General features: G+C 66.4%; 1 protein-coding gene. It reads right to left on the bottom strand.

Annotated elements, in window-relative coordinates; all coding sequences use genetic code 11:
* Positions 1-58 precede the first annotated feature (58 nt).
* On the bottom strand, positions 59-14,005 hold the full coding sequence (locus tag HU715_RS11190; RefSeq protein ID WP_186704824.1) for a non-ribosomal peptide synthase/polyketide synthase: 13,947 nt from the start codon (positions 14,003-14,005) through the stop codon (positions 59-61).
* Between the last annotated feature and the right edge of the window lie 24 nt (positions 14,006-14,029).

The raw sequence follows: 14,029 nt of genomic DNA, 5'->3' as shown, positions 1-14,029 counted from the left end.
AGTGAGTCGATCCAGGCGCCGCGCAGGTCTCAGACCTGCGCAGGCGCGGCGGCGCTCGCTAGCTTTGGGAATCGGGTTTGGTCTTGAGCTTGCCCAGCAGTTTGTCCAGGGATTTCTGGTTCAGCGCCTTGGCCAGCGGGAAATCCGCCGGCATCAGCGAACCGGCCTGCGGGTCGAGGCAGTGTTCGACCAGCGCCTGCAAGCGTTCCAGCAGGCGAGCGGGCAAATGGCTGTCGGCGTTCGGCGTGACGCTGTGCCATTCGACACGCAACACGCCGCCCTCCAGCCAGGCCACCACTTCCCGGGCATGGGTCACGCGGTTCACCGGGGCCACTTCCGGCGGCGGGGTCAGGGCGCTGGCGCGCAACCAGCCCGCGGGCGTTTGCTCATGCCCCAGGTAGTTGAACAGCACGTCGCCGTGGCTGGCCGGCAACTCACCGCGCTGGCGCAGCAAGCCGTAGCCCAGGCCCAGGCCGGGGACGTCACGCAAGGCTTGCTTGGCGTTGCGCACCTGATCGCCCGCGGCACCGCTGGCGCTCACGCGCAGCGGGTAGAGGGTGGTGAACCAGCCGACGGTGCGGCCGACGTCCAACCCGGTAAACGGCGCGTCACGCCCGTGGCGCTCCAGATCCACGACGATGTCACTGCGCTGTTCGACCTCGGCCAGGGTCGCGGCGAGGGCGGCGATCAGCAGTTCTTCCGGTTGCGTGCGGTAAGCCGCGTGGGATTCGGTCAGCCATTGGTGCGTGCGGCTGGCGTCCCAGCGGGCCGACAGGGTCTGGCGCTCGGCGACCGTGGCCATGGGCGGTCGGTTCGCAGAGGCCTGGGCACTCCAGTAGCGATGCTCGCCGGCAGCCTTCGTGGCATGGGCTTGCAGGTGCTCGGCCCATTGACGATACGAGGTGGTTTTCGCCGGCAACGTCGGCTGCTCGCCGCGCTCCAGGGCCGCGTACAGCTGTTGGAAGTCTTCCAGCAGCGGCGTCCAGGACACCGCATCGACCACCAAGTGATGGGCCACCAGGTACAGGCGCTGCGGCGTGCCTTCCACCAGGGCTGCGGCAAACAGTGGGCCGTGTTGCAGGTCCAGGCTTTGCGCGATGTGCAGCAGTTGGTGCGGGTGTTCGCAGCAGGTCAGTTGGGCCGGCGCCACTGGCGCGATGTGCGCTTGCCATTGACCGTCGACCTCGGTGAAGCGCAGGCGCAGCGCGTCGTGGTGGGCCACCAGCCGGTCCAGCGTGGCTTGGACGATGGCCGGTTCCAGGCGACGGTCGCTGTCGGCCAGCACCGATTGGTTCCAGTGTGCGGCCTGGACCTGTTGCTGGTCGAAGAACCACTGGTGCAACGGCATCAGCGGCATCGGCCCGGTCACGTCGCCTTGTTCGGCCTGGGTCAGCAGTGCCGTGGTCACGTGGGCGAGGGCCGCCGGGGTCGGCGAGCGGAACAGGTCCCGTGGCGTGAGTGAATAGCCCTGTTCACGCAAGCGCGAGATCAGTTTCAGGCCGAGGATCGAGTCACCGCCCAGGGCGAAGAAACTGTCCGAGGTGCCGACTTCACGGCCGCCGGTCAAGGTTTCGCCGAGCAGTTCGCCGAACAACTGGCAAAGCAGGCGCTCCAGGTCGTTGCGCGGTGCCGCGTAGTCTTTCTGGGTGTTGGGCAAGGGCAGGGCGGCCAGGGCCTTGCGGTCGATCTTGCCGTTGGTGCTCAGGGGCAGGGCCGGGATGTGCACCCACACCGCTGGCACCATGTAGGCCGGCAGCTCGGCCGCCAGTTGTGTGTCGAGGTCCGACTGCGTGGTGGCACTGCTGTAGAACGCGACCAGGCGGTTGTCGATGACCAGGGTGCAGGCACCAGTAATGGCCGACAGGTTCAACAGGGCTGAGTCGATTTCCCCCAGCTCGATGCGCTGGCCGCGCAGCTTCACCTGGTGGTCGAGACGCCCCAGGTATTCGATATTGCCATCGGCCAGGAAACGGCAACGGTCGCCGGTGCGGTACAGCCGATCACCGGCCACGAACGGGCTGGCGAGGAAGCGTTCTTCGGTCAGGTCCGGGCGTTTCAGATAACCACGGGCCACGCCGACGCCGCCGATGTACAGCTCGCCGATGCTGCCAATCGGCAACGGTTGCAGGGCTTCGTCGAGGATGTACAAGCGCAGGTTGGCGATGGGCTTGCCGATCGGCACGATCATGTCGTTGGCCGAGCAGCGCCAGACCGAAACGTCGATGGCTGCTTCGGTCGGGCCGTACAGGTTGACCAGCGCCGCCGGGTGTTGGCCCATGAAGCGCCGCACCAGGTCCACCGGCAAGGCTTCACCACTGGCGAAGACCTGGCGCAGGCTCTGGCAATCGACCAGGCTCGGCTCCTCGACAAAGGCACGGAGCATGGACGGTACGAAGTGCAAGGTCGTGACCCGTTCCTGTTGGATCAACTGGCTGAGGTAGGCCGGGTCGCGATGACCGTCCGGACGGGCGACCACCAGGGTCGCGCCGGTGATCAGCGGCCAGAAGAACTCCCACACCGAGACGTCGAAGCTGTATGGGGTCTTTTGCAGCACACGGTCGTTCGGGCCAATCGGGAAGGCGTCCTGCATCCAGTGCAGGCGGTTCATCAAGGCGCCGTGTTCGTTCATCACGCCTTTGGGTTGGCCGGTGGAACCAGAGGTGTAGAGCACGTAGGCCAGGTCGTGGGCTTCGACATTGATCGGTTCGAAGGCGGGTGCTTGGGGTAGGGCGTCGAGGGTCCAAGCCTGATGCCCGGCGGGCAGGCGCGACAGCCATTGCGCTTGGGTCAAGGTGACCTTGGCATCGGCGTCTTCGATCAGGAACGCCAGGCGCGCGGCAGGTAGTTCGGGATCCAGCGGCAACCACGCGGCGCCGGCATGGACGATGCCGAGCAAGGCCACCACCATCTCCACCGAGCGCTCCATGCACAGCGGTACGATGCTGTCGGTGCCCACGCCGGCGGCGCGCAGGGCCCGGGCGACGGTTTGCGCCCGTTGGTCGAGTTCGGCATATGTCAGGCGCTGGCCTTCGAACACCAATGCCGGGGCGTCGGGGCTCAGGGCCGCTTGCTGGCTCAGGGCGGTATGCAGGTTGGTCGGGCCGCTGTAGTGACGGTCGGTGGCGTTCCAGCGGTCGAGTTGCTGCTGGTCCTGCTGTTGCGGGAACAGCTCGACCAGGTTGCGCCCAGGAGCGGCCACCAGGGCGTCGAGCAGCGCGCACCATTGCGCGCTCCAGCGTTGCATCGTCGCTTCGTCGTACAAGGCCGATTGGTATTCCAGCGCCAGCGTCATGTCGCTGCCGTCGTCCTGGACTTCCCAGCTCTGTTCGAATTTGGCGTCGATCACCGGCAGCATCTGCTCTTCGACGTTCAGCCCCGGCCACTGGCTGCTGTCGACCCGGCCGTAGTTGAGGGAGAACAGCACCTGGAACAGCGGCGTACGGTTCAAGTCGCGATTCTGCGCAATGGCGCCGACCAAGGTGGCGAAAGGCAGGTCGGCGTGGGCCTGGGCGGCGCGCAGGTCGGCCTCGAGGCTGGCGAGCAGTTGCTCGGCCGGGGCCCGTTGGTCGACGTCGCTGCGGATCACCAGGGTGTTGACCAGGCACGCCAGCAAGGTCTGGGTCTGGGCGTGGTCACGTTGGTCCGCCGGGGTGCCGAGGCGAATCTCCCGCTGGCCGCTGTAGCGGGCCAGCAGTGCGCTCAGGGCCGTGGCCAACACCACATAGGTGGTGGTGCCACGCTGACGGGCGAACTGTCGGATGGCTTCGGCGCGCTGGCTGCCGAGGCGGACAGTCAGTTGCCGGGCGCGACGATCGGCTTCGGCGCCACGTGGATGGTCGATGGGCAGGTCGAGCTGATAGTCGTCCTGGCCCAGGTGGTTTTTCCAGTAGTCGAGGCTGGCACTGCGCCGGGCCTGGGTGTCCGGGTGCTGTTGCCACAGGGCGAAATCGACATAGTCGATCTCCAGCGGGGTCCAGGTGGGCGACTGCCCGTTCAGGCCGGCGGCGTAGGCCTGGGTCAGCTCGTCGATGAGCAACTGCATGGCCCAACCGTCGGTGGCGCTGTGGTGCAGGCACACCAGCAACAGGTGTTCGTCACTGCCCTGGCGTTGCAGCAGATGCGCACGCCAAGGCGCGGCGGCGGCCAGGTCGAAGGGTGTCATCAGTTCGTCTTGGGCGTTGGCGCAGGTCGCGGCCCAGTCCTGGCTTGCAACGCCAGTGACCGTAAGCGCCGGGCCGTGGTTGTCGATCAGCAATTGCGGCTCGCCGTCGACCTCGACAACCCGGCTGCGCAGCACCAGGTGGCGCTGGCTGACCTGCTCGAAGGCTTCACGCAAGACCTGGACTTGCAGCTCGCCGCGCAAGCTCAGGGCGAATGGCATGTGGTACTCGCGGGACTCCGGCACCAGGCGGCTGAGCATCCAGAAGCGGCGCTGGGCCAGGCCCAGGGGCAAGTGCGCCGGGCGCGGTTGCGCGGTGATCGACTCACCGGGCATGGCCGTGCGCAGATGCTCGGCCAGGGCCGCGACCGTTGGTTGGGCGAACACCAGCGGCAGGGGCAGGGAAACTCCCAGGCGCTCACGCACCCGACTGACCAGGCGGGTGGCCAGCAAGGAGTGACCACCGAGTTGGAAAAAGTTGTCCTCGATGCCGACTTCCGGACCACCCAGCACTTCGCTGAACAGTTCGCAAAGCACGGTTTCAGTCCCGTCCCGTGGCGCGGTGCGTGGCTGGTCGCTTGGGCTGTGTGGCAGCGGCGTGGCAGCCAATGCCTTGCGGTCGAGCTTGCCGTTGCTGTTGAGCGGCAGGTTATCGAGCTGCACGAACACACTTGGTTGCATGTGCACGGGCAGACTGTCGCTCAAGTCGGCACGAAGGGTGACCTCATCGGCGTCACCGCACCAGAAGCTCACCAGGCGTTGGTCGAGCAACAAGGTGGCGGCGTCGCGAACACCGGCCTGGGCCAGCAGTGCCGCGTCGATTTCACCCAATTCGATGCGCTGGCCGCGCAGCTTCACCTGGTGGTCGAGACGCCCCAGGTATTCGATATTGCCATCGGCCAGGAAACGGCAACGGTCGCCGGTGCGGTACAGCCGATCACCGGCCACGAACGGGCTGGCGAGGAAGCGTTCTTCGGTCAGGTCCGGGCGTTTCAGATAACCACGGGCCACGCCGACGCCGCCGATGTACAGCTCGCCGATGCTGCCAATCGGCAACGGTTGCAGGGCTTCGTCGAGGATGTACAAGCGCAGGTTGGCGATGGGCTTGCCGATTGGCACGATCGTATCGTGCGCCGAGCAGCGCCAGACCGAGACGTCGATGGCCGCTTCGGTCGGGCCGTACAGGTTGACCAGCGCCGCCGGGTGTTGACCCATGAAGCGCCGCACCAGGTCCACCGGCAAGGCTTCGCCGCTGGCAAAGACCTGGCGCAGGCTGTGGCAGTCGGCCAGGCTCGGCTCCTCGACAAAGGCACGGAGCATGGAAGGGACGAAGTGCAAGGTCGTGACCCGTTCCTGCTGGATCAACTGGCTGAGGTAGGCCGGGTCGCGATGACCGTCCGGGCGGGCAACCACCAGGGTCGCGCCAGTGATCAGCGGCCAGAAGAACTCCCACACCGACACGTCGAAGCTGTACGGGGTTTTCTGCAAGACGCGGTCGTTCGGGCCAATCGGGAAGGCGTCCTGCATCCAGTGCAGGCGGTTCATCAAGGCGCCGTGTTCGTTCATCACGCCTTTGGGTTGGCCGGTGGAACCGGAGGTGTAGAGCACGTAGGCCAGGTGGTTGGCTTCGACGCTGATCGGTTCGAAGGCTTCAGCGTCTGGCAACGCATCCAGCGTCCAGGCCTGATGCCCGGCTGGCAGGCGCTGCATCCACTGGGCTTGGGTCAAGGTGACCTTGGCGTCGGCGTCCTCAATCAGGAACGCCAGGCGCGTGGCCGGCAACTCCGGATCCAGCGGCAGCCATGCGGCGCCGGCATGGACGATGCCGAGCAAGGCCACGACCATCTCCACCGAACGCTCCATGCACACCGGCACGATGCTGTCGCTGCCCACGCCGGCGGCGCGCAGGGCGCGGGCGACGGTTTGCGCCCGTTGGTCGAGTTCGGCATAGCTCAAACGCTGGCCTTCGAACACCAGCGCCGGGGCGTTGGGGCTCAGGGCCGCTTGCTGGCTCAGGGCGGTGTGCAGGTTGCTCGGGCCGTTGTAGTGACGTTCGGTGGCGTTCCACTCGATCAGTTGGCGCTGACGCTCGGCCGCTGGCAACGGCGTCCAATCACCGAGGCGGGTGTGTGGCGCGTCGAGCATGGTTTCCAGCAGTTGTTGCCACTGTTCCAGCCAACGCCGGGCCGTGGTGTCGCTGAACAGCGCGGCGCGGTATTCCAGCAACACCGACAGCACCTCGCCGTCGTGCACTTCCCAGTTCAGGTCGTACTTGGTGGCCTGGGCGGTCACCGCGCGTTCGCTGACTTGCAATTGCGGCCATGGTTGGCTCGATACGTCGGCGTTCTGCATGGCGAACAGCACTTGGAACAGCGGTGTCTGGCCGAGGCTGCGCGACGGTTTCAAATGCTCGACGACCTGGTCGAACGGCACGTCCTGATGCTGTTGGGCATCCAGCACACGGTTGCGCACCTGGTCGAGCAAGCCTGCGAAGTCCAGCGCCGGATCCAGGTCGGCACGCATGACCACGGTGTTGACGAAGCAGCCGATCAGCGGCTGCAGCTCGGCGAATGGACGCTGGGCCACCGGGCTGCCAACCCGCACGTCGCGTTGGTTGGCGTAGCGGCCCAGGAGCAATTGCGCGGCACTGAGCATGAGCATGTACAGCGTGGCGCCGCGTTGCTGGGCGAACTGCCGCAGGCGTTCCACCAGGGCGGGCGGCAATTGCAATTGCACCGCGCCGGCCGTCGGGTCGAGCTGGTTTGGACGGCCCTGTGCGGTCGGCAGGTCCAGCAGGTAGTCGCCGTCCTCCAGTTGGTTGCGCCAGTAGTCCAGTTGGCTGCTGAACGCGGTCTGTTGACCGGGTTCGCGCTGCCAGAGGGCGTAATCGGGGTATTGCAACGCCAGCGCCGGCAGTGTCGCCGGGGTGCCTTGGCACTGGGCGGTGTAGCACTGGCGCAGTTCCTCCAGCAGGTTCTGGCTGGAGGCGTCATCGGTGGCGCAGTGGTGCACGTTGAGCAACAGCAGCGACTGAGCTGCGCCGCTGCGTTGCAATAGCGTGGCACGGACGGGTACTTCGGCGGCGAGATCGAAGCGGCGGCCGGTTTCTGCGTGGATCGCCGCGTCGGTCAGTGCCTGCCATTGCTCGTCACTGGCGGCTTGCAGGGTCTTCACCTGCACGGTGATGTCGACCTGCGCGTCGATCACCAACTGCAATTCGCCGTCGCTATCGCGCACGATGCGGCTGCGCAGGATCTCGTGGCGTTGGACCACGCTGTTCAAGGCCGTTTGCAGGGCCTGGGCATTGAGTTCGCCGTCCAGTTGCACGGCGCTGACCACGTTGTACTCGCCACCACCGGCGCTCAGTTGTTCCAGGAACCACAAGCGTTGCTGTTCGAACGACAGCGGCAGGCGCGCCGGACGAACCGCCGGGACGAAGGTCTCCGCCGGGGCTTGCAGGGGATCGCCCAGCAGCGCGGCCAAGGCCTCGAGGGTCGGGTGCTCGAACACCGCCCGCAACGGCGGCACGCTGGCGAAGCGTTGGCGCAGGCGGGCGAACAGCGCCGCCGCCAGCAGCGAGTGGCCACCGAGGTAGAAGAAGTGGCTGTCACGGCCGATCTGCGACGATGGCACCTTCAGCAACTCGGACCAAAGGTCGGCCAGTTGCTGTTCGGCGGCGCTGCGCGGCGGGTCCAGGGCGTCTGGCGCGGCTTGGATATCCGGGGCCGGCAAGGCCTTGCGGTTGAGTTTGCCGTTGTCCGTCAGCGGCAGCTCATCGAGCACCACGAACGCCGAGGGCACCATGTAGTCGGGCAGGGCGGCGCCAATGGTTTTGCGCCAGGCGTGGATGTCGGCCTGCTGGTCGCACGTCACGTAGGCCACCAGGCGCTTGTCGCCAGGCACGTCTTCACGGGCCAGCACCACGGCCTGGCGCACGCCCGGTTGGGCGCCGATCAGGGTTTCGATTTCCCCCAGTTCGACGCGGAAGCCACGGATCTTCACTTGATGATCCATGCGCCCCAGGTATTCGAGCTGGCCGTCGGGCAACCAGCGCACCAGGTCGCCGGACTTGTACATCCGCGCGCCTGGCTGCGACGCGAACGGGTCTTCGATGAACACCTTCGCCGTCTGCTCGGCGCGGTTGAGGTAGCCCAGGGTCACGCCGGCACCGCCGATGTGCAGTTCCCCCGGGACGCCCACCGGCATCGGATTGAGGAAGGCATCGAGCACATAGGTGCGCACGTTGGCGATGGGCCGGCCGATGATCGGCCGCTGCGGGAAGTCATCCACCGCGCAGCCGGTGGCATCCACGGTGCATTCGGTCGGGCCATAGGTGTTGAAGAAGCGGCTGCCGGCAATCGACGGCAGGCGTTGCCACAGCTGCGCGTCCACCGCGTCGCCACCGAACAGCACGAAGCGCGGCAGGTACACCTCGCCCCGGCGAACGCCGTCGCTTTCCAACAGCGCCTTGAGCTGTGCCGGGGTGCACTCGAAGGCCTCCAGGCGGGTGTCGCGGAAGAAACCGGCCAGGGCCTCGGGGTCGTAGCGCACGTCTTCCGGGGTCAGGTACAGGCTGTGGCCGTCAAGCAACAGGATCAGTTCGGCCACCGAGCTGTCGAAGGCGAACGAGTAGTTGAAGCTGGTGCGCATCGGCTGGTCGGTGTAGCGGCGATACAAGCCATGGATACGTGCCCAGGCCAGGTTGACCACCGAGCCGTTGGTCACCAGGGTGCCCTTGGGTTTACCGGTCGAACCGGAGGTGTACATGATGTAGGCCAGGTCTTGCGGGCCGGCGAGCGGGGCGGGGTTGCTGTCCGGCTGGTCGGCGAACAGCGCCGCGTCGCTGTCCAGGCGCAAGCGTGGCAGTTCGGCCCCCAGCTGTTCCAGCAGGCCCTGCTGGCCGAGGAACAGCGCCGGTCGGGCGTCTTCGAGCATGTACGCCAGGCGATCCACCGGGTAGGTCGGGTCCAGCGGCACATAGGCGCCACCGGACTTGAGGATGCCCAGCAGGCCGACCAGCAGCTCCAGCGAACGCTCGACACACAGTGCCACCGGGCTGTTCGCCCCGACGCCGCGGCTGCGCAGGTAATGCGCAACTTGGTTGGCGCGACGGTTCAATTCGCCGTAGCTCAGGCTGCGGCCTTCGAAACACAGCGCGTCTCGCTCCGGGGTGCGCTCGGCCTGTTGTTCGAACAACTGGGCGAAGGTCAGGTGCGTCGGCACCGCCATTTCGGTACGGTTCCACTCGACCACGGTGCGTTGCCATTCCGTGTCCATCAGCAGCGGCAAGGCGGCGACCGGACGCTGGGGTTCGGCGAGCATGTGTTCGAGCAGGTATTCCAGGCGGGCGAGGGTCTGGCGAGCACTGTCTGCGACGAACAGATCGAGGGCGAACATCAGTTCCAGCTGAATCGGCGCATTGGCCGGGCACAGCACGTGCAGGTCCAAGTCGCATTCGGAGTGTCGCAGCGGTGTGTCCAGCGCTTCGAATTCCAGGCCGGGGAAGCGCAACCGCGACTCCATGGCCAGTTGCTGGGCGACCATCACTTGGTACAGCGGCGCATGGCTGAGGCTGCGTGGCAATTGCAGGCTGTCCACCAATTGCTCGAACGGCAGGTCCTGATGTTGCAGGCCACTGCGCAGGCGTTCGGCCACTTGTTTGACCAGGACAGTGAAGTCCGCTTGCGGCTCGAAGTCCGCGCGGATCGCCAGGTTGTTCAACAGAATGCCCAGCAGGCCTTCGGTGCCCGGCTGTTCACGGTGGGTGACCGGCGTGCCGACCAGCACCGTGGCGTCGCCGCTCAAGCGGTGCATCAATACGGCGAAACCGGCGAAGAGAACGGTGAACGGCGTGGTGCCGAGGCGACTGGCGAAAGCTTGCACCCGGCCACTGAGGTCGGCGCTGAGTTGACGCTGGACGATCCCGGCGCGGTAGCTTTGCGCCGAGGGCCGTGGATGATCGGTGGGCAAGGCCAGCAGTGGACTGGCATCGCTGTCACGACGGTCGAGGGCGGTGGTCCAGTAATCGAGCTGGCGCTTGAGTTCGGCGCCTTGCAGGTGCTCGCGCTGCCACAGGGCGAAGTCGGCGTATTGCAGCGGCAGGGCCGGCAGTTCGGCGGGGGCGCCGTTGCAACGGGCTTCATAACCCAGGGCCAGTTCGCGCAGGGCGATGGTGGCCGACCAGGCGTCCGAGACCAGGTGATGCAGGGCGATGCCGAGTACGTGCTCGCCCGGCGCGAGGCGCAGCAAGCGCGCCCGCAGCAACGGTGGGCAGGTCAGGTCGAACGGTTGCTCGAAGGTGTTTTGCAGGGCATTGAACTGCGCGCCTTCGCGCGCAGTGGCGGTCAGGCCCGACAAGTCTTCGAAGGGCAGTGCGATGTCGAGCGCCGGGCTGATGCGTTGGCACGGTACGCCGTCGTTGCTGTGGATGCCGGTGCGCAGGATTTCGTGGCGCGCCAGCAGATCGTTGAGGCTGGCATGCAGCGCCTCGACATTGAGTTCACCCTTGAGGTGCAGGGCGAACGGGATGTTGAACAGCGTGGTGCCTGGCGTCAGTTGCTCGATGAACCACAGACGCTGTTGCGAGAACGATAGCGGCAGCAACGGCGGGCGTGGTTGGGCCTTGAGCAGGCTCAGCGCGTTGGTTTGCGGTGCGGCGGCCTCGGCCTGGCGGGCGCCGATGGCCTCGGCCAGCAAGGCCACGGTTGGCTGTTCGAACAACACCCGCAACGGCAGGTCGAGCTTGAACTGAGTGCGCAGGCGGGCAACGATCTGGGTCGCCAGCAGCGAGTGTCCGCCGAGGGTGAAGAAGTTGTCTTCCACACCAACGGTGTCACGCCCCAGGACCTCGGCCCAGATGGAGGCCACGGTGGTTTCCAGCGCATTGCGCGGGGCGATGCTTTCCTGGGTGTCGGCCTGCCAGTCCAGCTCACGGGCGGCCAGGGCCTTGCGGTCGACCTTGCCGTTATTGTTCAGGGGCAGTTTGTCCAGGCAGACGAAGGCCGCCGGCACCATGTACGGCGGCAGTTGCGCTCGCAAGTGTTCGCTCAGGCCATCACTGCCCACGTTCTGGTCATGGGCCGACCAGTACGCCACCAGCCAGGCTTCGCCGACGGTGTTTTCCCGCAGCAGGACGGCGGCTTCGCGCACGTTCGGGTGCTGGGCGAGACGGTGTTCGATTTCCGTCAGCTCGATCCGGTGCCCACGCAGTTTCACCTGTTGGTCGCGGCGGCCGAGGTACTCGATCACGCCGTCTGCTCGCCAGCGTCCCAGGTCGCCGGTGCGGTACAGGCGACCTTCGAGTTGAGGATGGTTGATGAAGGCCTCAGCGGTGCGCTGTGGATCGTGCAGGTAGCCGCGGCCAACGCCGACGCCACCGACACAGATTTCCCCGGCCACGCCCACCGGCACCGGGCGCAGGGCCTCGTCCAGCACATACAGGCGGTTGTTGGCGGTCGGCTGGCCGATGGGCATGTGGCTGACCTCGGCCCCCGGTGCGGCGAAGATCGGCTGGAAGGCCACGTCGTCGGCGCATTCGGCCGGCCCGTAGGCGTTCATCAAGGCGATGTCGGGGAAGCGCGCGAACCAGTCCCGGGCCACGGTTGGTGGCAGGGCTTCACCGGTGGGCAGGACCCAGCGCAGGTCCGGCAATTGCAGGTCGCACGGGCACAGCGCGAGCAGGGTACGCATCAGGCTCGGGACGATTTCCAGCACGTTCAAGCGCTCGCTGGCGAGCACCTGCAACAGGCGTTGCGGGTCGTGGGCGACTTCATCCGGAAGAATGTGCACGGTGGCACCGAGCACCGGCGCGGCGAGGAACTGCCACACCGAAATGTCGAACGCCACCGACGCGGTCTGGGGAATCCGGTCGGCAGCGCTGAGCCCCAGGGCCGGTACCTTGCCGAAGATGTTATTGAGCATGCCGCGTTGTTCGATCATCACGCCCTTCGGTGTGCCGGTCGAACCCGAGGTAAACAGCACGTAGGCCAGGCTGTCGGGGCGGGCGAGCACCGGCAATGGCACGTCGTTGCCGCCGGTCCAGCAGGCCTCGGCGAACAGCGCCTTGGGCGCCGGGTCGAGGCCGCTGAGCAGTTGATCGAGCAGGCCGCTGCACCCTTCGCTGGCAACCAGCAATGGCGCGCGGGACAGCCCGAGGATCTCCCGCAGGCGCTCGGGCGGGTGATTGACCTCCAGGGGCAGCATCGCCGCGCCGGCCTTGAACACCGCCAGCATCATGGTCAACAGCGCCAGGCCTCGGGGGGCGACCAGCGCGACCAGTTGGTCTTCACCGGCGCCGGCTTCGCGCAGCGCATGGGCCAGGCGGGTGGAGCGCAGGTCCAGCTCGGCATAGGTCAGCGACTCGCCGGCACAGATCGCGGCGACCTGATCACCGCGCTGGGCGACCTGGGCGGCAAACAGCTCGGCGTAGCTTTGATCCAGCGGAAAATCGTGAGGGTTGAGCGCCCATTCGCCCAGCAACTGTTGACGCTCGTCGGCGGCCAGCAGTTCGAAGCTGGCCAACGGCGCGTCGGGGGCGGCGAGCATGCTGCGCACGAGGCTGGCGATGTGGCCCAGCAGGCGCTGCACGGTGGCGGCATCGAAACGTTCGCGGTCATAGGACACGCGGATGCCCAGTCGTTCGCCCGGCAGGATCACCACGGTCAAGCCGTAGTGGGTGTGTACGCTGTGGTCCATGCCTTCGAGGCTGAACTGGAAGCCGCCTTCGAGGATCTGTTCGTCGATGGGCGCGTTCTCGAACACCAGGATGCTGTCGAACAGGGTCTCGCCCCGGGGGAAATCGCTCCAACCCTGGATGTCGGTCAACGGCGTGTGCTCGAAGTCGCGCATGTCGACGTTGAGCTTTTGCAGGTCGCCCAGCCAGTTGCCGAGCGCGGCGTTCGGGTCCACCGAAACCCGCAGCGGCAGGGTATTGATGAACAGGCCGATCATTTCCGCGACGCCTGTCAGTTCGGCCGGACGCCCGGCCACGGTGACGCCGAAGACCACGTCCTGTTGCCCGCTGTAGCGCGACAGCAGCAACGACCACACACCCTGGAAAAACGTGTTCGGGGTGATCCGGCGACTGCGGCAGAACGCTGCCAGCGCCTGGGTTTCCTGTTCGTCGAGGTGAATCAGTTGGTCGTCCACCAGCACCGCATCGGTGTAGCGGTCGCGGGTCACGCCGTTGTCCACGGTCAGTGGCGTGGGCGCGTTGAGGCCTTGCAACTGGCCGCGCCAGAATTGCTCGGCCTTGCCTGCGTCCTGGCGCTGCAGCCATTGGATGTAGTCGCGAAACGGCCGAGGGCTTTTCAGCTCGGGCGTGCGGTCGTTGCACAGCGCTTCGTAGACTTTGAGGAAGTCCACGGTCACCAGGGAAATGCACCAGGCGTCCATCAGGATGTGGTGGAAGCTGCGAATGAATTCGTAGGACTCGTCGGCCAGGCGCACCAGCCGGAAGCGAATCAGCGGTGGCTTGGACAGGTTGAAGCCGACTTTCTGCTCGTCTTCCAGCAGCGTGCGGATCCGCGCTTCCTGTTCATGGGGGGCGAGCCCGCGCAGGTCGAGGGTGTCCAGCGGCACCTTGACTTGGCGATGGATGACCTGCACCGGTTGCTTCTGGCTTTTCCACTGGAAACTGGCGCGCAGGGAAGGGTGCAGCGCCACCACCTGGCGCCATGATTCGAGGAACGCCCCTTCATCGATGGCCCCGCCGATGCGGTAGCGATCCTGCATCAGGTACACCCCGGAGTCTTCGTGCAACAGGGAGTGGAACAGCATCCCTTGTTGCAGCGGCGACAGCGGGTAAATGTCTTCGATCGGGTTGCCGGTGGTTTTTTCGGTGGTCATTGAAAGCGTCCTGCGTAAAAAGGG

The sequence above is a fragment of the Pseudomonas zanjanensis genome (genome assembly GCF_014268745.2).
In the GTDB taxonomy this organism is placed as follows: domain Bacteria; phylum Pseudomonadota; class Gammaproteobacteria; order Pseudomonadales; family Pseudomonadaceae; genus Aquipseudomonas; species Aquipseudomonas zanjanensis.
This window is presented reverse-complemented; position numbering and strand designations above follow the sequence as displayed.

Coding starts and splice junctions, on each gene's coding strand:
- HU715_RS11190 (WP_186704824.1), bottom strand. CDS start 14,005: ATGACCACCGAAAAAACCACCGGCAACCCGATCGAAGACATTTACCCG.